We start from the raw sequence: 20179 nt of genomic DNA, 5'->3' as shown, positions 1-20179 counted from the left end.
GGGCGTCAATAGGTGGCGCGGCCACCCGAAATATCGAATACGGCGCCCGTGGTGAATGAGCATTCCTCGCTGGCGATCCATGTGATCAGCGAGGCAAGTTCATCGACCTTGCCAAAACGCTGCATCGGGATCTTCGAAAGCATATAGTCGATGAAACTCGGTTGCAGCTGCTGGAGGATTGGCGTGTCGACCGTCGCTGGCGTGATCGCATTGACCGTAATGCCATCCTGGACCAATTCCTTGCCAAGCGATTTGGTGAGACCAATCACAGCCGCCTTGGAAGCGCTGTAGGCGGAGGCATTGGGATTGCCCTCCTTGCCGGCGATCGAGGCGACATTGACGATGCGACCATAGCCGTTCTTCTGCATGATCGGAACGACGAAGCGGTTGCAATAGAAGAGCCCGTTGACGTTGATGTCGAAGACACGCTTCCATGCGTCGATCGGGTAATCGGCGACCTTGGCATTGGGACCGGTAATGCCGGCAGAGCAGATCAACACGTCAATCTTGCCGAACTTCTCTGCCGTCGACTTTGCAGCCGCTGCCACTTCGTCTGGAGCCGAGACGTCCACCCTGATACCGTGGGCGCCATCGCCGAGCGCCGCCCGGGCTTCTTCTATCTTGCCGGCGTCGACATCCCACAGGCTGACCGTGCCGCCCTCCGAGACAATGCGCGCGGCCGTGGTCAAGCCTATGCCCGAAGCTCCGCCGGTAATGACCGCATGCCGCCCTTCATAGCGCCTTATTGCATTCGCCATGGTGTCCTCCCTGGACGCTCAGTGGTTGTCGCGCGGCAACCCCTTCGTCTGGGCAATGCGCTGGTAATTGACCGCGGGCTTCAGCACCATGCCTTCATCGAGCTGACCGACCATGCCGCGCTGGATTTCCTGCCAGGGCGTCTGGCTCGCCGGATATTTGTATCCGCCGGCCGCCTTCAGGTCGTCCTTGCGCTTCTGCAGTTCCTCGTCGTCGATAAGGATATCGGCCGTGCCCTTGAGGAGATCGATACGTAGATGATCGCCGGAGCGTACCAGTGCGAGCCCGCCATTGACCGCGGCTTCCGGGGAAGCATTGAGGATGGATGGCGAGCCGGACGTTCCGGACTGGCGGCCATCGCCAAGACACGGGAGCGCGTGAATTCCCTTTTTCAACAGATAGGCCGGTGGCTGCATGTTCACGACTTCAGCCGCTCCCGGATAGCCGATAGGCCCGGTACCGCGCATGATCAGGATGCTGTGCTCGTTGAGCGCGAGCTTCGGATCGTCGATGCGATGGTGATAGTCCTCGGGACCTTCGAATACCTCGGCGATGCCTTCGAAAGCTTCCGGATCATCCGGATTGGATAGATAGCGCTCACGAAATTCTTCCGAGATCACACTGGTCTTCATGATGGCGCTGTCGAAGAGATTGCCCTTGAGATTAATGAACCCGGCCTTCTTCTTGAGCGGCGCTTCGAACGGCTTGATCACCTCGGTATTCAGGTTCTCGGCATTCTCGCAATTGCTGCCGATGCTCTTGCCGTTGACGGTCAGCGCGCCGGGATGCGGCAGCTTGCCCGCCTTCATCAGCTCGGCGACGACTGCCGGGACGCCCCCCGCCCTGTGGTAGTCCTCGCCGAGATATTCACCGGCTGGCTGCAGGTTGACGAGCAGCGGAACGTCGTGGCCGAGTGTCTGCCAGTCGTCATTGTCGAGCGGAACGTCGAGGTGGCGGGCAATTGCGTTCAAGTGGATCGGGGCATTGGTGGAACCGCCGATGGCCGAGTTGATGACGATGGCATTCTCGAAAGCCTGACGCGTCATGATATCGGAGGGCTTCAGGTCCTCGCGCACCATTTCAACGATGCGTTTGCCGGTATCGTAGGAGATCTGGCCGCGCTCGCGATATGGCGCGGGAATTGCCGCACAGCCGGGCAATTCCATACCGAGCGCCTCGGCGAGCGAGTTCATCGTGGTCGCCGTGCCCATCGTATTGCAATAACCAACGGATGGCGCCGACGAGGCGACGATATCCATGAACTCGTTGTAGTCGATTTCGCCTTCGGCGAGCTTCTCGCGCGATTTCCAGACGATGGTTCCAGAGCCTGTGCGCTCGCCGCGATGCCAGCCGTTGAGCATGGGGCCAACGGACAGCGCAATCGCAGGAATGTTGACCGTTGCGGCGCCCATCAGCATGGCGGGCGTGGTCTTGTCGCAGCCGATGGTAAGGACGACGCCATCGAGCGGGTAGCCGAAAAGCACTTCGACGAGGCCGAGATAGGCGAGGTTGCGGTCGAGCGCAGCGCCCGGACGCTTGCCGGTCTCCTGAATCGGATGCACCGGAAATTCGAAGGGAATGCCGCCGGCCGCAATGATGCCGTCGCGCACGCGCTTGGCGAGTTCGATATGGTGGCGGTTACAGGGCGAAAGATCGGAGCCAGTCTGGGCAATGCCGATGATCGGCTTGCCCGACTGCAGTTCCTCGCGGGTCAGGCCATAGTTCAAATAGCGTTCGAGATAGAGCGCGGTCATCCCCGGATTGTCGGGATTATCCCACCATTCCTGCGAACGGAGCTTTTTCGGGGTGCTGGACGTCGTCATTTTGAAAGAACTCCTGGTGAGTTACTCCTTGACCGCGCCGGTCATGGAGGAAACGTAATAGTCAACGAAGAACGAGTAGAGAATGACGACGGGCAGCGACCCGAAAAGGGCGCCCGCCATCAGTGATCCCCACTCGAAGACATCGCCTCGAACCAGCTCCGTCAGGACACCGACTGGGACAGTCTTGTTTTCCGAGGATTGGATGAAGGTGAGTGCATAGATGAACTCATTCCACGACAATGTGAAGGCAAAAATGCCCGCCGAGATCATTCCCGGCACCGCCAGCGGCAATATGACCCTGACGAGGATCTGCCAGCGGGACGCGCCATCGACGAGCGCACTCTCTTCGAGCTCGAAGGGTATGGAGCGGAAATAGCCCATGAGCAGCCAGGTGCAGAAAGGAATGAGGAACGTCGGATAGGTGAAGATCAAGGCCCAGCGCGTGTCGTAGATGCCGAACTTGAAGACGATAACGGCAAGGGGAATGAAGAGGATCGAAGGCGGAACCAGGTAGGCGAGGAAGATCATCAGGCCGACCGAGCGCGACCCCGAAAACCGGATGCGTTCGATGGCATAGGCTGCAAAGACCGAAGCGGCGAGTGAAAGGAAGGTTGCGCATACAGAAATCACCACCGTGTTCCACAGCCAGCCTGGATAGGAGGTCTCGAACAAAAGGTACTTGATGTGGTCGAGCGTCGGGCCGACCACCCAGAACGGGCTGAAATTGCTGTAGTCGGTCAGCTGCGAATTCGGCTTCACCGCGGTGATCGCCATCCAGTAGAACGGAAAAAGCAGCACGAAGACGAAGACCGCAAGCGGCAGGTACAGCACCACAATGCGTCGCGGCAGGCGATTGAGATAGCTCATGCCCTGCGCATCGTCGGTAAGCGGTTGGGCGTTGCTCTGTTCGGTAATGCTCATGATGCTGTCCTCCTTGTTCCGCTCAATCCTGTCCGCCCTGTTGCCACTTGCGGCGCTGCAGGCCGAAGAAGCTGAACAGGATCGAAGCAAGCAGGAACGGGATCATGGCAACCGCAATCGCGGCTCCCTCGCCGAGCTGGCCGCCGGGGATGCCGCGCTGGAACGACAGCGTTGCCATGAGGTGCGTGGCATTGACCGGGCCGCCCTTGGTCAGAACGTAGATCAGCTGAAAATCGGTGAAGGTAAAGAGTACCGAGAAGGTCATCACCACCGCGATGATCGGCGTCAGCATGGGCAGTGTGATGAAGCGGAAACGCTGCCACGGTGTTGCCCCATCGAGCGAAGCCGCCTCATGCAGCGACTGCGGGATCGTCTGCAAGCCGGCAAGCAGCGAGATGGCGACGAAGGGAATGCCGCGCCAGACATTGGCGGCGATCACGGAAGCGCGCGCATTGTTGGGTTCGCCGAGGAAGTTGATCGGGGTGTCGATCCAGCCGAGCTGTATGAGCGACCAGGAGATGATCGAGAACTGCGCATCATAGATCCACCAGAAGGCGAGGGCGGAAAGGACGGTCGGCACGACCCAGGGCAGAAGGATGATCGCCCGGAAGAACGACTTGAACGGCAGGTTCTCGTTGAGAATGAGCGCGAGCCACAGGCCAAGGATGAATTTCAGGATCGAGGCGAAGAGCGTGTAGAAGACGGTGTTGCTGACGGCCATCCAGAACACCGAGTCGCCCGCCAGCGCCTCGTAGTTTTCGAGGCCGATGAAGACGCCGTCGCGCCCGATCTTCGCATCGGTGAAGCCGAGCCAGACCCCGAGGCCGAGCGGATAGGTCAGAAAGCACAGGAGAAAGACCGCTGCAGGCAGCATGAACAGTGCGCCGATGGCGGTATTGCTGCGCGCGAAGGAGCGGAAGGCGGATTCCTGCTTTGCGGTTTGCGTCATTGTCATCGGAAGTCTCCGGTTTCCTCGTCAGCGCTGGAGGATCTTCCGGCGCGCTGGCGGCGGAAGATCGTTCGCATGCCTAAAGCGTGTAGTAGCGGTTGGCGCGCTTTTCCGCCTGGGCGATGGCGTCTTCCGGTGACATCTGGCCGGTAACGGCCGTCGCATACATGTCGACGAGCACGTAGTCGGCCATCACGCCGGCCGAAGCGGTTCCGAGCGGACCGGCATAGCCGTTCGGCCGCAGCGTCTCGGATGCCTTGGCATAGGCGGCATGGATCGGGTTCGATGTCCAAACCGGATTTGCTGCAAATTCCTTCAGCGGCTGGCAGCAATAGGCACTGGCCCCCGTGATCCAGGCGTTCATGTTGTCGGCCTGATACATGAACTGCAGATAGGCTTTTGCTGCTTCCGGATATTTGGTGTGCTTGAAGATCGAGATCGTCGAAGTCTGGTGCAACTCGACCGACTGTCCGACCGGACCGATCGGCAGGTTGACCGAGCGCATGTCGTCGGCAATCGCCTTCATGGCCGGATCCTTGATCGCGGCATAATACACCGAAACGCCGTTGGCGGTCAGCGATACCTGGCCGGCAAGGAATGCACGGTTGTTGTTGACGTCCTGCCAGCTTTCGGTGCCCGGAATGAAGGTCTTGTATAGCTCCTGCGCGTACTTGACCGATGCAAGCGTCTCGGGGCTGTTGATGACAACCTTGCCGCTCTCGTCGACCATCTTGCCGCCATGGCTCCACAGCAGCCAGTGAGCGTAGTTGTTGCCGTCGCCGACAGCCTTGCCGTGCGGGAAGCCGGCGGGCGTTCCCTTGGCATGCAGGGCCTTGCAGAGCTCGAGGAAGCCCGCCGTGTCTTTCGGAAACTCGCTGAAACCCGCAGCCTTCATGTGGCTGTCGCGATAAACGACGGCATTGCCGATGGCGCAGAGCGGCAGCGCGATGAACTTGCCATCGCGCTTGGCATAGCCTTCAAGACCCGGATACCAGCCGCCATGCGCCGAGCCGAGATATTCGCCAAGCTCCGTCACGTCGACGAGCTTGTCAGGATATTGCTGCGGATCGTCGAACCAGCTCATGACCATGTCGGGACCGGAGCCGACATTGGCGGCGACAGCCGCCTTCGGGCGAACGTCTTCCCAGCTTTCCTTGTCGATGCGCACCTGAACGCCGGTGGCGTCGGTGAACTTCTTGGTGTTTGCGAGCCAGGCCGCCTCTTCGGCCGGAACGAACGGCACCCAGCGCAACAGACGCAGCGTGGCGCCTTCCTCCGGCTTGTATGCCGGCGCCGACTGGGCGAAGGCTGGGGTGAGGCCGAAGCGATTGAGCCCGGCAGCCGCGACGAGCCCTGCTGACGCGCCAAGAAGATGTCTTCTATTGATGGTCATTGATTCTCCTCCATGGTTTAAGTCCTCTCCCGGAACGCTCCCACGTTCCCGGCAAATTGCATTCGGGGACAATCATGCACGGCGCCTGCTGCCCCGAACGGCAGGCAGCCGCTTGTCAAACCAGGCGCTGGCCCGTTTCCGCGTCGAACAGATACGTGGCTTCCGCGTGGATGGAGAGCCCGATTGTTTCGCCGGGCTTGGCGCTGACGCGCTGGTGAAAGACGCCGGTAATATCATCGCCGCCAATACGCATAATCATCTGGGTTTCCGAGCCGGTCGGCTCGATGACCACGACCTCTGCCGGGATGCCACCACTGCTGATGGTCATGTGTTCGGGGCGCAGCCCATAGATCAACGCGCGTCCCTTGGCGCTCTCCGGCGCCTTCGCGACGGGGAGGACGATGCCCTTGTCGGTCACGAACTTGGCATTGTCGTTCGGATCGAGCTTGCCCTTGATCATGTTCATTGCAGGCGAGCCGATGAAGCTTGCCACAAACAGATTAGCCGGCTGATCGTAGAGTTCGAGCGGCGCACCGATCTGCTCGACGATACCGTCGTGCATGACCACGATCTTGTCGGCCATGGTCATGGCTTCGATCTGGTCGTGCGTCACATAGACTGTCGTGGTCTTCAGGCGCTGGTGCAGTTCCTTGATTTCCGCCCGCATGGCAACGCGCAGCTTCGCGTCGAGGTTCGACAGGGGCTCGTCGAAAAGAAAGACCTGCGGGTCGCGAACGATGGCGCGCCCCATCGCGACACGCTGGCGCTGGCCGCCCGAAAGCTGCCGCGGAAAACGTTCGAGAAGATGCGACAGGCCGAGGATTTCCGCAGCGGGCTTCACACGCTTGTCGATCTCCGACTTTGGTGCGCCCTTGAGCTTGAGCGAGAAAGCCATGTTGTCGGCAACCGTCATATGCGGATAGAGCGCATAATTCTGGAATACCATGGCGATATCGCGCTCTTTAGGCGCGAGACCGTTGACGACCTGGCCGCCAATGCGGATTTCGCCGGCCGAGATGTTTTCAAGTCCGGCCAGCATGCGCAGCAACGTGGACTTGCCGCAGCCTGACGGGCCGACAAGAATAACGAATTCGCCATCGGCAATCTCGATATCGACGCCCTTGATGACCGGGTGCGTCCCGAATGATTTTCGTACGTTGGCGAATTCAACCGATGCCATGCGTTCTCCTCCAAATACTGTCCATGTGGCGGCGATTCTCCCGACCGCTGCCGTCGATGTCGAATTAGCCGCGTCCGACGAGCGGCATCTTCGTTGCCATGATCGTCATTGTCAGCACGTTTGCTTCCAGAGGCAGGCTCGCCATGTGCACGACGGCGTCACCAATATGGTGGGCAGGGATCGTCGGCTCGCTTGCCGTCTCGCCGTTCGCCTGCAGGACACCGCTGGACATTTTCGACGTCATTTCCGTGCCGGCATTGCCGATATCGATCTGCCCGCAGGCAATGTCGAACGGACGGCCGTCGAGCGCGGTCGATTTGGTAAGACCGGTCACGGCGTGCTTTGTTGCGGTATAGGGCGCGGAATGGGGCCTGGGCGTCTGCGCGGAAATCGAGCCATTGTTGATGATACGTCCGCCGCGCGGCGTCTGCGCCTTCATCAGTTTCATGGCTTGCTGCGTGCAGAGGAACACACCGGTCAGGTTTGCCCCGACAATGGCGTTCCAATGATCGAAAGTGAGTTCTTCCATCGGAATGTTCGGCACATTCACGCCGGCATTGTTGACGAGGAGATCAAGACGTCCGAACTCTGATTTGATCGCATCGAAGAGACCTGAAACCGATTGGGGGTCGCTGACATCCGCAGTGATCGCCTTGACTTTGCCGCCTGTCTCGGCGGCGAGCGCCTTTGCCGTATCCTCAAGCACATCCTCGCGCCGCCCGGAGATGACGACCGTATAGCCCGCACCGAGAAGCGCTGCCGAAATTGCTCGGCCAACACCTGTGCCACCGCCGGTGACGAGGGCAATCTTGCCCTTGCCGGATTCCTGATTGTAAGCCATGCCCTAAATGTTCCCGCCGAGTTCGTCTTCGATATGCGCCTTGATGATGTCATCGAAGGCGGTTTCAGCCTTGAAGCCTAATGCTGTGGCCCGTTTCGTATCGAAATCCGTGGCCCAGCCTGCAACGATCTTCTGGATTGTTGCATCCGGCTCGCGCCGGATCAACCTTACAGCTTTTTCCCCGGCAACGCGTTGCAGAGCCGCAATTTCCTCGCCTACCAGGGCGGAGAGGCCAGGCATGGAAAGATTGCGCCGGTCGCCGACCTTTTCGAGATCAAGGTTTGCAGCGTGAAGAAAGAACCCGACGGCCGAACGCGGGCTTGTGAACCAGTGGCGAACGTTTTCGTCCACGGGCAATACCGCTACCTGGCCGACAAGCGGTTCGCGTAGAATATTGGAAAAGAAGCCGGACGCCGCCTTGTTGGGCTTGCCCGGGCGGATGCAGATTGTCGGCAGGCGTATGCCTATGCCATCGAAGAAGCCGCGGCGGCTATAGTCGGAGAGCAGAAGTTCGCAAATGGCCTTCTGCGTGCCATAGCTCGTCAGCGGTGTCGTGAAGAACTCGTCGCCGATCTTTTCCGGGAAGGGCTGTCCAAAAACCGCGATGGACGAAGCAAAGACGACGCGTGGCTTGTAGGGCGACTTGGCGCTCTCGAGCCTGATCGCTTCGAACAACTGCCGGGTGCCATCAAGGTTTACCTTGTAGCCTTTTTCGAAATCGGCTTCGGCTTCGCCAGAAACGATCGCAGCGAGATGAAAGATGAGGTCGGGGCGGCTCGCAATCAGTGATTCGGCGACGCCGGGTTCCGAAAGGTCGGCAGCACGCGAGGTCGAAATGCTTGCGAGCGAAGCTGGAGCATCAGGCTTGATGACATCGACGAGAATGAGCTTTTCAATGTCCCTGCCAAGCGCGCCCGGCTGCGATGCGATCTTGTCGAGCAATTTGCGGCCAACCATTCCGGCTGCACCGATGACCAGTACGTGCATGGGCAAGAATCCTCCGAAGGGCCTCTCCCAAGACCCGAAACACTTAACGATGACAGCGCTGTCATAAAGTTATGCACACTGACTAGCATTCATCAAGCGTTTTATGGTAGCGCTGTCATAAAATAAATTTCGTCAGCCGTCCGGATTGACATGCCGCGCAAACGCAACGCTCATCGCAGCCCTGACCTGCCGACCCTGGCGGATGTCGCGCGTCTTGCCGGCGTCAGCGAAATCACGGCATCGCGTGTCGTTCGCGATCGTGGACCAATCGCCGATTCCACCCGCACGCGCGTCCTCACCGCGATCGCCGAGCTTGGCTATATTCCAAACCGCGCCGCCGGCAGCCTCGCCTCTGCCGGCTCGACACTGATGAGCGTGCTGCTGCCGTCCCTCTCCAACATCGTCTTTCCAGACGTTCTGCGCGGAATTCATTCGGCGCTGACACATACGGCCTACCAGCCCGTCATCGGCGTGACAGACTACGATCCGCTGATCGAAGAGCGCATCCTGCTATCGTTTCTAGCCTGGCAGCCTGCGGCAGTGATCCTCGCGGGGTTGCACCATACCCCGACCGCGCGCCGTCACCTCGAACATGGTCGGTTTCGCGTCGCCGAACTCATGGACATAGACGGCGACCCTGTCGATATCGCCGTCGGCATGTCACACCGGCAGGCGGGCTATGAAACCGGCCGCCACCTGGTTCAGCGCGGCTATCGCCGGTTTGGCTATGCCGGTCATAGCGTCGCTACGGATGATCGCGCCAGCGCGCGCTACGAAGGGCTTTGCACCTCTTTGCGGGAGGCCGGGCTTTCGCTTATTGCCGAGCACAGGCAGCCTGGTCCGAGTTCGACGAAGGCGGGGCGGGAGTCGCTGGAAATTCTCCTTGGTGCCGAGCCTTCCCTCGACGTTGTGGTCTTCCCCAACGACGATATGGCGATGGGCGGCATTTTCCATTGCATGCACAGCGGGATCGCAGTCAGGGAAAAGCTCGGTATCTTTGGCTTCAACGGGCTCGACATAGGGCAGGCCATGCCGATGCCACTTTCGACCATTCTGTCCCGGCGTTTTCTCATCGGGCTCACGGCGGCCGAGAAGCTCATTGAAAGCCGTGAAAGGCCGCAGGAAAAGACGATTATCAACACCGGCTTCGATATTATCGAGGGCGCCACCGCCTGAAAAAGGCGCAGTTTCGCATTGCGCTCGATTGACATGTGATCATTTTCGTTTTCGTATGATGCGTGAAAAAACGAAAATGAAAGTCCACGTCCATGTTCCTGTCCTCCCGGCACGCCGAAATCATCGAAATGGCCAAGGAACATGGGCGCGTCCTCGTTGACGATCTCGCGCTTCATTTCAATGTGACCCCGCAGACGATCCGTAAAGATCTGAACGACCTCTGCGACCAGCGCCTGCTCAACCGTATCCATGGCGGCGCTCTTTTTCCGTCAGGCATTCAGAACCTGGAATATGAATCGCGCCGCCTGATTGCCGCAGCGGAGAAGGAAGCAATCGGACGCGCCGCCGCCGGCCTGATACCTGACAATGCATCGCTCTTCGTCAACATCGGAACGACCACGGAAGCGGTTGGACAGGCCCTGCTTGATCGCAAGGGTCTCATGATAATCACCAATAATATCAATGTTGCCAATAAGTTACGTGTCTACCCCGATATCGAGGTGGTCATCGCTGGCGGCGTCGTCCGGGGCTCGGATGGCGGCATTGTCGGTGAGGCGGCGGTCGATTTCATCCGCCAGTTCAAGGTGGATTTTGCCGTCATCGGCACCTCCGCCATCGATGCCGACGGCGCGCTTCTCGACTTCGATTTTCGTGAGGTGAAGGTGGCGCAGGCAATCATGGCGAATGCGCGCCATGTGATTCTCGTTTCCGATTCCACCAAGTTCGAGCGCACCGCGCCGGTACGGATCGGGCATCTTTCGCAGGTCCACACCTTCATCACCGATCGATGCGAGAGCGAGGCCATCCGCAGAATTTGTGCCGATGCCGACGTACGCCTGATTGAAACATCGGCTTGATTGGGGCTCTTGTGCGGGGCGAAGTTGCGCTATATAGTTCATTTCAGTTTCGTATTGCTTTCGTAATCGCCTCATGTATGTTTCGCAATTGCGAACAAATGGTGCGCTGCGAAATCATGGGTGGGGATTGCTGGGCTTGGCTGAACAGATCTACGATATCTTCGTGATCGGCGGTGGCATCAATGGATGCGGCATAGCCCGTGATGCCGTCGGGCGTGGCTTTTCAGTGTTCCTCGCGGAGATGAACGATCTTGCCAGCGGCACGTCCTCCGGTTCGACCAAGCTCATCCACGGCGGCCTGCGTTACCTTGAATATTATGAATTCCGGCTCGTACGTGAATCATTGATGGAACGCGAGGTGCTTTGGGCCAACGCGCCGCATATCATCTGGCCGATGCGTTTCGTCTTGCCGCACCATGCGGGCCTTCGCCCTGCCTGGCTGTTGCGCCTGGGCCTCTTCCTCTACGACCATATTGGCGGGCGCAAGAAACTGCCGGCAACGCGCACACTCGACATGACCCGCGACCCGGCAGCCAAGCCGCTTAAATCGCTTTATACCCGGGCCTTCGAATATTCGGATTGCTGGGTCAATGATGCGCGCTTCGTTGCGCTCAATGCGCGCGATGCCGCGGATCGCGGCGCTGTCGTGCGTACCCGCACCCGCGTCGTCAGCGCCCGGCGCGACGCCGAGACTTGGACCTTGACCCTGAAGGACGGTTTGACCGGCGAGACGGAGGAGGTTCGCGCCCGTCTCGTCGTCAATGCCGCGGGACCCTGGGTCGATGAGGTGTTGACGGGCGTCGTCGGCGCCAATGACGCCCACAATGTGCGGCTCGTGCAGGGTAGCCATATCGTCGTGCGCAAGAAGTTCGACGATCCGCGCGCTTATTTCTTCCAGAACACCGATGGCCGCATCATATTCGCCATTCCCTACGAGCAGGATTTTACCCTTATCGGCACCACCGACCAGGATTATCACGGCAATCCCGCCGAGGTGAAAATCAGCGACGCCGAGATCGATTATCTTTGCGCCGCGGCGAGCGAGTACTTCGTCGAACCGGTCAAGCGCGAACATGTCGTGTGGACCTATTCCGGCGTGCGCCCGCTTTATGACGACGGTGCGTCCAAGGCGCAGGAAGCGACCCGCGACTACGTCCTCAAGGCCGACGCGGTGGAAGGCAAGGCGCCGCTTCTCAACATCTTTGGCGGCAAGATCACGACCTACCGCCGGCTGTCGGAACATATGCTGGAAAAGATCGAAGCGTTTCTCGGAAAGCGCGGCCAGCCCTGGACCGCTGCCGGCAAACTGCCCGGCGGTGATTTTGCCGCGACGACGTTCGACGCTGAATTGCAGAAACTGAAAACCGAATACCCATTTCTTGATGCGGCGCATGCGCGGCGGCTGTTCCGCCTCTACGGCACCAAGGCACGCACGCTGCTTGGCCAGGCCACGTCGATCGAGGATCTGGGCAAGAATTTCGGTTCCGATCTCTACGAGGCCGAAGTACGCTACCAGATTGCACATGAATGGGCGGTCACGGCGCAGGACGTGCTGTGGCGCCGCACCAAGAAGGGTTTGCACCTGACTGCCGACGAGGCTGCCGCGCTCGACCGCTTCATGGAAGATGCGGTGGACCGGCGGCGCAGGCTGGCGGCCGAATAGACTGGAATGAAATCGGGCGATGGGACGGAGGGTCCACATCGCCTGGGCGGCGAGCGTCGCTCAAAGGGAGGACCACGAATGCTTGAATTGCGCGATGTATCGAAGGTGGTGGGCGGCAAGCACCATCTCAGCGATATTTCGCTGACTTTGCAGCACGCCACGCTGAACGTGCTGCTGGGGCCGACGTTGTCGGGCAAGACCAGCCTGATGCGCATCATGGCCGGCCTTGACGTGCCGACCTCGGGTTCGGTGTGGTTCGATGGCAAGGATGTGACGGGTATTCCGGTGCAAAAGCGCTCGGTTGCGATGGTCTATCAACAGTTCATCAATTATCCGGCCTTCACCGTCTATGAGAACATTGCCTCGCCGATGCGCGTTGCAGGTCTGGACGCCAAGACCATCGATCGCGAAGTGCGCAAGGCGGCCGAGCTGTTGAAGCTGACGCCATATCTCGACCGCACGCCGCTCAATCTTTCGGGCGGCCAGCAGCAGCGCACCGCGCTCGCGCGTGCCATCGTCAAGAACGCCAAGCTCGTGCTCCTTGATGAACCGCTGGCCAATCTCGACTACAAGCTGCGCGAGGAACTGCGGCAGGAACTGCCGAAGATTTTCGCGGAGTCGGGCACGATCTTCGTCTACGCGACAACCGAACCGCATGAGGCGCTCCTGCTTGGCGGAAATACGGCAACGCTGGCTGAAGGCCGCATCACCCAGTTCGGGCCGACTATCGACGTCTTCCGCCGCCCGGATGATTTGATCACCGCCCAGACTTTTGCCGACCCGCCGCTCAACACCATCGCGCTGGCAAAGTTCGGTAAGGCCTTCCAGCTAGAGGGCGGGGTGACACTGCCGGTGCCGCCGCATCTCGCTGATTTCGCCGACGGGACCTATACAATCGGTTTCCAGCCGCACCATGTCGAGACAACACGGGCTCATCCCGATGAGATCGCCCTGAAGGCAACGGTCACGGCGACAGAGATCACCGGTTCTGAAAGTTTCGTGCACCTATCCTTCGCCGATGCGCGCTGGACCATGCTGACCCATGGCATTCATATCTACGCACCCGATGAGCAGATCGACATTTTCATCGACCCACGCAACCTGATGATTTTTGACGCGGCCGGCAATTCCGTCACCCGCGGTCAGAAACGCGCGGCATAGGGGCTGGCCATGGCACGCATCGACCTCAATCATATTCGCCACGCCTACGTCCCCAACCCGAAGTCGGACAAGGATTATGCACTGAAGGAAGTGCACCACAGCTGGGAGGACGGCGGCGCCTATGCCCTGCTCGGTCCCTCCGGCTGCGGCAAGACCACGCTCCTCAACATTATCTCGGGTCTCCTCCATCCGTCGCACGGGCAATTGCTGTTCGATGGCGAGGACGTCACCAACCTTTCGACCCAGGAACGCAATATCGCGCAGGTGTTCCAGTTTCCGGTCATCTACGACACGATGACCGTATACGATAACCTCGCCTTTCCCTTGCGCAACCGCGGCGTTCCAGCAGCCGAAGTCGACCGCAAGGTCAAGGAAACGCTGGAGATGATCGATCTGGCAAGCTGGGCCAACAAGAAGGCGCGTGGCCTGACGGCGGACCAGAAGCAGAAGATTTCGCTCGGCCGCGGCCTCGTCCGCTCCGACGTCAATGCCATCCTCTTTGACGAGCCGCTCACGGTCATCGATCCGCACATGAAGTGGGTGCTGCGCTCCCAGTTGAAGGTGCTGCACCAGCGCTTCGGCTATACCATGGTCTATGTCACCCACGATCAGACCGAAGCCCTCACCTTCGCCCAGAAGGTGGTGGTTATGTATGACGGCGAGATCGTGCAGATCGGCACGCCGGAAGAATTGTTCGAGCGGCCAAAACACACTTTCGTCGGCTATTTTATCGGCTCTCCCGGCATGAATGTGATGCCGGTCGAGATCGAGTCCGGCGCCGCCCGCATTGGCGAGCATCAGATTCAGCTGCCGTCGCCAGCGGCTCCCATAGGCGGCAAGGTCGAACTCGGCATCCGCCCGGAATATGTGCGGCTCGGCCGCCTCGGCATGCCCGTTCAAATCGCCAAGGTCGAGGATATTGGCCGCCACAAGATCGTGCGCACCCGCCTCGGCACGCAGGAGATCGCCGTTATTGTCGGCGAAGGCCAGGAAATTCCGGCCGAACCGCACATCGCCTTCGATCCGAAGGGCATCAATATCTACGCCGATTCCTGGCGCGTGGGAGGGAACTGATAATGCATGGTATGACCTTTTGGTCCGCGACCCTCCGCACACTGGCAGGAGGCAACAGCCATGGATAAGACCTGGAACAACAAGGCCTGGTTCATGGTGCTGCCGGTGCTGTTGCTGGTGGCGTTTTCGGCCGTCATTCCGTTGATGACCGTCGTCAACTATTCGGTGCAGGATACGTTCGGCAACAATCAGTTCTTCTGGGCCGGCACAGAATGGTACGAGGAAATCCTGCATTCGGACCGCTTTCACGCAGCGCTCGGTCGCAATCTCGTCTTCTCTTTCATCATCCTCGCCATCGAGGTGCCGCTCGGCATCGTCATCGCCCTGAATATGCCTCGCCGTGGCTGGGGCGTTCCCGTCTGCCTCGTCCTGATGGCGCTGCCGCTGCTCATTCCCTGGAATGTCGTCGGAACGATCTGGCAGGTTTTCGGCCGCAACGATATCGGCCTTCTCGGCCATACGCTGGAAAGCCTCGGCATCAAGTACAATTATGTGCAGAACCCGCTGCACGCCTGGTTCACGGTCATTATCATGGACGTGTGGCACTGGACGAGCCTCGTCGTACTCCTTTGCTATGCCGGTCTCGTCTCGATCCCCGATGCTTTCTACCAGGCTGCCAAGATCGATGGCGCGTCGCGCTGGGCGGTCTTCCGCTACATCCAGCTGCCGAAGATGAACCGCGTGCTGCTCATCGCCGTGCTCCTGCGCTTCATGGACAGTTTCATGATCTACACCGAGCCCTTCGTCGTCACCGGCGGCGGTCCCGGCAATTCCACGACATTCCTGTCGATCGACCTCGTCAAGATCGCCATTGGCCAGTTCGACCTGGGGCCGGCAGCAGCAATGTCGATCATCTACTTCCTGATCATCCTTCTCCTGTCATGGATATTCTATACCGTCATGACCAACTACGATGCGGAGCGCTGACATGTCGGTGCAGAACGAAACCCTTGCACGCACAAGCGGACGGCCTGCCGCTGAGCAGCGGCAGATCGACAAGGCGCTGGCCCGCAGGATGCGGCGGCGTGGCGACGAGTCGAAATTCTGGTGGCTGGTCCCGACGCTGTACATCATCTTCCTGCTGCTTCCGATCTATTGGCTCGTCAACATGAGCTTCAAGACCAACCAGGAGATTTTGACCACTTTCACGCTGTGGCCGCAAAATCCGACACTTCACAATTACGCGGTGATTTTCACCGACCCGTCATGGTATCGCGGCTACATCAATTCGATCATCTATGTCGTCATGAACATGGTGATTTCGGTGCTGGTTGCCCTGCCTGCGGCCTATGCCTTCTCGCGCTATCGCTTCCTTGGCGACAAGCACCTGTTCTTCTGGCTGCTGACCAACCGCATGGCGCCGCCAGCAGTGTTTGCGCTGCCGTTTTTCCAGCTCTATTCGGCATTCGGCCTCATTGATACACATATCGCGGTGGCGCTGGCGCACTGCCTGTTCAACGTACCGCTCGCCGTCTGGATCCTCGAGGGTTTCATGTCGGGCGTGCCGAAGGAGATCGACGAGACCGCCTATATCGATGGCTATTCGTTCCCGCGCTTTTTCGTGAAGATCTTTGTGCCGCTTATCGCGAGCGGTATCGGCGTCGCCGCCTTCTTCTGCTTTATGTTTTCTTGGGTGGAGCTCCTGATCGCCCGTACGCTGACGACAACCGATGCCAAGCCGATTGCGGCAACGATGACACGTACGGTTTCAGCGTCAGGCATGGATTGGGGACTGTTGGCCGCCGCCGGCGTGTTGACCCTGATCCCGGGCGCCATCGTCATCTACTTCGTCCGCAACTATATCGCCAAGGGCTTCGCCCTGGGGAGGGTGTAATGACGGGCTGGGAGAAGCGTGCGCTGAGGATAGCGGAGGCGCGCGTGCTCGGGAATGCGCCAAGGCCAGCATCCTGTTCTGACTTTAGATTTGCACGGAAGGAGGCCTGACATGGACCTTTCATGGATGGCATGGACCGTGCCGACCGCGCTGTTCTTCATGACGATCTTCCTTCTGCTGATCGGCATGGCGGTGTGGGAATACTTCTCGCCGGGCGGCAATCCCCGCATCGGCATATTGCGCTTTGAAACGACGCGGGGCGACCGGCTTTTCGTGTCGCTGCTCGGCGCCGCCTATATCCATCTTGCCTGGCTTGGCCTCGTTGGTCCCAACCTCTGGTGGGCTCTGGCAATTTCGGTGGTCTACGCCGTAGGCGTGTTCCGCTTCGTCTGACTTATGAAATTGAGACAGGGCATTCCGCCCTGTCCCAACAATGCAATCGCAGCAACTCTGGGAGGACAACCATGCGAACGCGATTATTGACGACAACGACAGCAATGGTGCTGTTGTTCGGCGCAGGCAGTGCCTGGGCCGGAATCGATGAGGCCAAGGCGTTCCTCGACAAGGAAATCGGCGACATGTCGACCCTTGATCGCGCTGCTCAGGAAAAGGAGATGCAGTGGTTCATCGATGCCGCCAAGCCCTTCGCGGGCATGGAAATCAAGGTGGTGTCGGAGTCACTGACGACCCACAGCTATGAATCGCAGACGCTGGCCCCGGCCTTCACCGCGATCACCGGCATCAAGGTCACTCACGACATCATCCAGGAAGGTGACGTCGTCGAAAAGATCCAGACGCAGATGCAGACGGGCCAGAACCTCTACGACGCCTGGGTCAACGACTCGGATCTGATCGGCACGCACTGGCGCTACCAGCAGGTGCGCAACCTGACCGACTGGATGGCCAATGAAGGCAAGGACGTGACCAATCCCGGTCTCGACGTTGACGACTTCATCGGCACCAAGTTCACGACTGCGCCCGACAAGAAGCTCTATCAGCTTCCCGATCAGCAGTTCGCCAACCTTTATTGGTTCCGCTACGACTGGTTCAACGACGAGAAGAACAAGGCCGATTTCAAGGCGAAATACGGCTACGATCTCGGCGTTCCGGTCAACTGGTCGGCCTATGAGGACATTGCCGAATTCTTCAACGGTCGCGAGATCGACGGCAAGAAGGTCTATGGTCACATGGACTACGGCAAGAAGGACCCGTCGCTCGGCTGGCGCTTTACCGATGCCTGGCTTTCTATGGCTGGCAATGGTGACAAGGGCCTGCCGAACGGTCTCCCGGTCGATGAATGGGGCATCAAGGTCGATGCGCAGTCACGCCCGGTCGGCTCGTGCGTCGCCCGGGGCGGCGATACCAACGGACCGGCTGCGGTCTATTCTATCCAGAAATATCTCGACTGGCTGAAGGCTTATGCACCGCCAGAAGCTCAGGGCATGACCTTCTCCGAATCGGGTCCGGTTCCGGCCCAGGGCAATATCGCTCAGCAGATTTTCTGGTACACCGCCTTCACCGCCGACATGGTCAAGCCAGGCCTTCCCGTCGTCAATGCAGATGGCACCCCGAGATGGCGCATGGCGCCCTCGCCGCATGGTGTCTACTGGAAAGACGGCATGAAGCTCGGCTACCAGGACGTCGGCTCGTGGACGCTGATGAAGTCGACGCCAGAGGATCGCGCCAAGGCCGCATGGCTCTATGCGCAGTTCGTAACCTCGAAGACCGTGGACGTGAAGAAGAGCCATGTCGGCCTCACCTTCATCCGCGAATCCACCATCCAGGACAAGAGCTTCACCAAGCGTGCGCCTGAACTCGGCGGTCTGATCGAGTTCTATCGTTCACCGGCTCGCGTGCAGTGGTCGCCGACGGGCACCAACGTTCCCGACTATCCAAAGCTGGCACAGCTCTGGTGGCAGGCCGTGGGTGACGCATCTTCCGGCGCCAAGACCGCTCAGGAAGCCATGGACTCGCTTTGCGAGGAGCAGGAAAAGGTGCTCGGCCGCCTCGAGAAATCAGGCGTCCAGGGTGATATCGGTCCGAAGCTGGCCGAGGAGCATGACCTTGCCTACTGGAACGCGGAAGCGGTCAAGGCTGGCAATCTCGCGCCGCAGCTGAAGATCGAAAACGAAAAGGAAAAGCCGCAGACCGTCAACTACGACGAACTGGTCAAGAGCTGGAACAAATAAGCTTCAAAGATTGGAGCGGGGAGGGGACGGTGCTCCGGCACCGTCCCTTTTTCTATCGGGAGAGAGGCCCTCAGGCTTAGCCCGAGGAACCCATAAGGAAGTGCATTACACTCCATAAACCTGCAAAAGGCTCTTCATCCGGGCTACCGCAAGATCAGGCTTGTCGAGCACATGGGCCGCATCCGCAAGCCGGAAGATGTCGGCGTAGTGCACGATGCCACGCGCAGACTGCATACCGGCCGGCATGACGAAGTGGCTTTGGTGGCCATTGAGCCAGGCGAGGAAGACGACACCGGCTTTGTAGTACTGCGTCGGTGCCTCGAATATCTTGCGCGAGAGCGGCACGGTCGGCTCGATCGTCTCTCGAAATGCCTCGGCATCGCCCGCTGCGAGGTGCGCGAGCGCTTTTGATGCCGATGGGGCAACGGCGTCGAAAATGCCGAGAAGAGCGTGGCTGTAGCGCTCTCCGTCGCCCTCGATCAACTCGGCATAGTTGAAGTCGTCGCCGGTAAAGCAGAGGACGTCGTCGGGCAGGCGCTTGCGCAGCTCAATCTCCTTCGCATTGTCGAGCAGCGAAATCTTGATGCCTTCCACCTTGGCTCTATTGTCGTTGATGACGGCAAGGACAGTTTCGAGCGCGTCTTCAAAACTTGCCGAACCCCAATAGCCGGCAAGATGGGGATCGAACATGTCGCCAAGCCAATGCAGGGTCACCTTTTCCCGCGTCTGCGAGAGGATGGCGTTATAGACGGTGCGGTAGTCATCGGCAGAGCGGGCGACACGAGCAAGCGCCCGGCTCGCCATCATCACCGAACGTCCGCCTTCGCCTTCAATGAAGCCGATCTGGGTCTCGTAGGCGTCGATGACATCCTGAAGCGTTTTCGCATCCTGGGGCAACAGCTGGTCCGTTCCGCCACCGCAGGCAAGATCGGCCCCCGAAACGGTCCGCGCGTCGGCGAGCGAGCGGCGGATCAGCTCCTGCGCGGTAGCCCAGTCGACGCCCATGCCGCGCTGCGCCGTGTCCATCGCCTCGGCAATCTTGAAGCCGAGCGACCACAGGTGATGGCGAAATGCCATCGTCGCATCCCAGTCGATCGCGGGCGAGGTCCAGGGATTGGCATCGCGGAGCGGATCGGAAACGACATGCGCCGCGGCATAGGCGATGCGGTTGAACGAGGGCGGGGACGATGGTTTGGCAAGCGGCTCGCCGCGCAGGCTATAGGCAGCGCTTGCTCCATCTGAAGTCGGCAGGTTGAGGCTTATTGTCATGCGTTCGCTCCCATACTGACGTCGGGCTTTTTAATTTGGAACGTTCCAAAACACAAGTGGCAAGCCGAAAAATTATCGGAATAGCCAGACTAACCCCCAGAAAGAG

General features: G+C 59.6%; 18 protein-coding genes. 9 read left to right on the top strand and 9 right to left on the bottom strand.

Annotated features, from left to right (window positions below):
* Positions 1-5 precede the first annotated feature (5 nt).
* From HQ945_RS07770 to denD, 8 genes are all read right to left on the bottom strand, one after another.
* Positions 6-758, bottom strand: a complete 753-nt coding sequence (locus HQ945_RS07770; RefSeq protein WP_027230770.1) for an SDR family NAD(P)-dependent oxidoreductase — start codon at positions 756-758, stop codon at positions 6-8.
* An 18-nt stretch (positions 759-776) separates the two neighbouring features.
* Positions 777-2579, bottom strand: coding sequence for an IlvD/Edd family dehydratase (locus HQ945_RS07765; protein WP_027230769.1), 1803 nt, complete (start codon positions 2577-2579; stop codon positions 777-779).
* A gap of 21 nt (positions 2580-2600) precedes the next feature.
* Positions 2601-3500: a carbohydrate ABC transporter permease gene (locus tag HQ945_RS07760; RefSeq protein WP_027230768.1), complete on the bottom strand. Its 900-nt coding sequence runs from the start codon at positions 3498-3500 to the stop codon at positions 2601-2603.
* Positions 3501-3522: 22 nt separating this feature from the next.
* Positions 3523-4449: a carbohydrate ABC transporter permease gene (locus HQ945_RS07755; protein WP_425500631.1), complete on the bottom strand. Its 927-nt coding sequence runs from the start codon at positions 4447-4449 to the stop codon at positions 3523-3525.
* Positions 4450-4528: 79 nt separating this feature from the next.
* Entirely contained in the window at positions 4529-5842 is a 1314-nt protein-coding gene (locus HQ945_RS07750) for an ABC transporter substrate-binding protein (protein ID WP_091920513.1), read from the bottom strand.
* A 115-nt stretch (positions 5843-5957) separates the two neighbouring features.
* On the bottom strand, positions 5958-7022 hold the full coding sequence (locus tag HQ945_RS07745; protein WP_091920511.1) for an ABC transporter ATP-binding protein: 1065 nt from the start codon (positions 7020-7022) through the stop codon (positions 5958-5960).
* A 64-nt stretch (positions 7023-7086) separates the two neighbouring features.
* Positions 7087-7863 (bottom strand): SDR family oxidoreductase, encoded by a 777-nt coding sequence (locus tag HQ945_RS07740; RefSeq protein ID WP_091920509.1) that lies wholly within the window; start codon positions 7861-7863, stop codon positions 7087-7089.
* A gap of 3 nt (positions 7864-7866) precedes the next feature.
* Positions 7867-8850 carry a D-erythronate dehydrogenase gene (gene denD / locus HQ945_RS07735; RefSeq protein ID WP_113281103.1) on the bottom strand — a complete coding sequence of 328 codons (984 nt, stop codon included), beginning with the start codon at positions 8848-8850 and terminating at the stop codon, positions 7867-7869.
* Positions 8851-9000: 150 nt separating this feature from the next.
* Between denD and HQ945_RS07730 the strand changes: the two genes are divergently transcribed.
* The 9 genes from HQ945_RS07730 to HQ945_RS07690 all read left to right on the top strand — a co-directional run bounded on the left by HQ945_RS07730 (position 9001) and on the right by HQ945_RS07690 (position 18804).
* The gene (locus HQ945_RS07730) at positions 9001-10026 is read left to right on the top strand and encodes a LacI family DNA-binding transcriptional regulator (protein ID WP_091920505.1); all 1026 of its coding nucleotides are present in this window, start codon (positions 9001-9003) and stop codon (positions 10024-10026) included.
* 92 nt (positions 10027-10118) lie between these two features.
* Positions 10119-10883 carry a DeoR/GlpR family DNA-binding transcription regulator gene (locus HQ945_RS07725; RefSeq protein WP_027230761.1) on the top strand — a complete coding sequence of 255 codons (765 nt, stop codon included), beginning with the start codon at positions 10119-10121 and terminating at the stop codon, positions 10881-10883.
* 73 nt (positions 10884-10956) lie between these two features.
* A complete protein-coding gene (gene glpD / locus HQ945_RS07720; protein WP_113281104.1) occupies positions 10957-12546 on the top strand; it encodes a glycerol-3-phosphate dehydrogenase in 1590 nt (529 codons plus the stop codon).
* 78 nt (positions 12547-12624) lie between these two features.
* Entirely contained in the window at positions 12625-13707 is a 1083-nt protein-coding gene (locus HQ945_RS07715; RefSeq protein WP_113281105.1) for an ABC transporter ATP-binding protein, read from the top strand.
* 9 nt (positions 13708-13716) lie between these two features.
* Entirely contained in the window at positions 13717-14781 is a 1065-nt protein-coding gene (locus HQ945_RS07710; RefSeq protein WP_091947148.1) for an ABC transporter ATP-binding protein, read from the top strand.
* Between the two features lie 60 nt (positions 14782-14841).
* Complete coding sequence (locus HQ945_RS07705) at positions 14842-15708, top strand: carbohydrate ABC transporter permease (protein ID WP_091920497.1); 867 nt, start codon at positions 14842-14844, stop codon at positions 15706-15708.
* 1 nt (position 15709) lies between these two features.
* Positions 15710-16615, top strand: coding sequence for a carbohydrate ABC transporter permease (locus HQ945_RS07700; protein ID WP_027230756.1), 906 nt, complete (start codon positions 15710-15712; stop codon positions 16613-16615).
* Between the two features lie 111 nt (positions 16616-16726).
* Positions 16727-17008 (top strand): DUF2160 domain-containing protein, encoded by a 282-nt coding sequence (locus tag HQ945_RS07695; protein WP_113281106.1) that lies wholly within the window; start codon positions 16727-16729, stop codon positions 17006-17008.
* A 71-nt stretch (positions 17009-17079) separates the two neighbouring features.
* Entirely contained in the window at positions 17080-18804 is a 1725-nt protein-coding gene (locus HQ945_RS07690; protein WP_091947143.1) for an ABC transporter substrate-binding protein, read from the top strand.
* Between the two features lie 105 nt (positions 18805-18909).
* Here HQ945_RS07690 and HQ945_RS07685 read toward each other — a convergent pair whose 3' ends face one another.
* Positions 18910-20073: a dihydrodipicolinate synthase family protein gene (locus tag HQ945_RS07685; protein ID WP_174207851.1), complete on the bottom strand. Its 1164-nt coding sequence runs from the start codon at positions 20071-20073 to the stop codon at positions 18910-18912.
* Positions 20074-20179 lie beyond the last annotated feature (106 nt).

Source organism: Phyllobacterium pellucidum, from assembly GCF_013327855.1.
GTDB lineage: Bacteria > Pseudomonadota > Alphaproteobacteria > Rhizobiales > Rhizobiaceae > Phyllobacterium > Phyllobacterium pellucidum.
Note: the sequence above shows the minus strand (reverse complement) of the source record. Positions and strands in the feature narration are given on the sequence as shown.

What these genes read in the sequence shown, in the direction of transcription:
- HQ945_RS07765 (WP_027230769.1), bottom strand. Translation starts at nt 2,579, where the DNA reads ATGACGACGTCCAGCACCCCGAAAAAGCTCCGTTCGCAGGAATGGTGG.
- HQ945_RS07760 (WP_027230768.1), bottom strand. Translation starts at nt 3,500, where the DNA reads ATGAGCATTACCGAACAGAGCAACGCCCAACCGCTTACCGACGATGCG.
- HQ945_RS07730 (WP_091920505.1), top strand. Translation starts at nt 9,001, where the DNA reads ATGCCGCGCAAACGCAACGCTCATCGCAGCCCTGACCTGCCGACCCTG.
- HQ945_RS07750 (WP_091920513.1), bottom strand. Translation starts at nt 5,842, where the DNA reads ATGACCATCAATAGAAGACATCTTCTTGGCGCGTCAGCAGGGCTCGTC.
- HQ945_RS07770 (WP_027230770.1), bottom strand. Translation starts at nt 758, where the DNA reads ATGGCGAATGCAATAAGGCGCTATGAAGGGCGGCATGCGGTCATTACC.
- HQ945_RS07695 (WP_113281106.1), top strand. Translation starts at nt 16,727, where the DNA reads ATGGACCTTTCATGGATGGCATGGACCGTGCCGACCGCGCTGTTCTTC.
- HQ945_RS07710 (WP_091947148.1), top strand. Translation starts at nt 13,717, where the DNA reads ATGGCACGCATCGACCTCAATCATATTCGCCACGCCTACGTCCCCAAC.
- HQ945_RS07705 (WP_091920497.1), top strand. Translation starts at nt 14,842, where the DNA reads ATGGATAAGACCTGGAACAACAAGGCCTGGTTCATGGTGCTGCCGGTG.
- HQ945_RS07725 (WP_027230761.1), top strand. Translation starts at nt 10,119, where the DNA reads ATGTTCCTGTCCTCCCGGCACGCCGAAATCATCGAAATGGCCAAGGAA.
- HQ945_RS07755 (WP_425500631.1), bottom strand. Translation starts at nt 4,449, where the DNA reads ATGACGCAAACCGCAAAGCAGGAATCCGCCTTCCGCTCCTTCGCGCGC.
- glpD (WP_113281104.1), top strand. Translation starts at nt 10,957, where the DNA reads ATGTATGTTTCGCAATTGCGAACAAATGGTGCGCTGCGAAATCATGGG.
- HQ945_RS07685 (WP_174207851.1), bottom strand. Translation starts at nt 20,073, where the DNA reads ATGACAATAAGCCTCAACCTGCCGACTTCAGATGGAGCAAGCGCTGCC.
- HQ945_RS07740 (WP_091920509.1), bottom strand. Translation starts at nt 7,863, where the DNA reads ATGGCTTACAATCAGGAATCCGGCAAGGGCAAGATTGCCCTCGTCACC.
- denD (WP_113281103.1), bottom strand. Translation starts at nt 8,850, where the DNA reads ATGCACGTACTGGTCATCGGTGCAGCCGGAATGGTTGGCCGCAAATTG.
- HQ945_RS07700 (WP_027230756.1), top strand. Translation starts at nt 15,710, where the DNA reads ATGTCGGTGCAGAACGAAACCCTTGCACGCACAAGCGGACGGCCTGCC.
- HQ945_RS07745 (WP_091920511.1), bottom strand. Translation starts at nt 7,022, where the DNA reads ATGGCATCGGTTGAATTCGCCAACGTACGAAAATCATTCGGGACGCAC.
- HQ945_RS07690 (WP_091947143.1), top strand. Translation starts at nt 17,080, where the DNA reads ATGCGAACGCGATTATTGACGACAACGACAGCAATGGTGCTGTTGTTC.
- HQ945_RS07715 (WP_113281105.1), top strand. Translation starts at nt 12,625, where the DNA reads ATGCTTGAATTGCGCGATGTATCGAAGGTGGTGGGCGGCAAGCACCAT.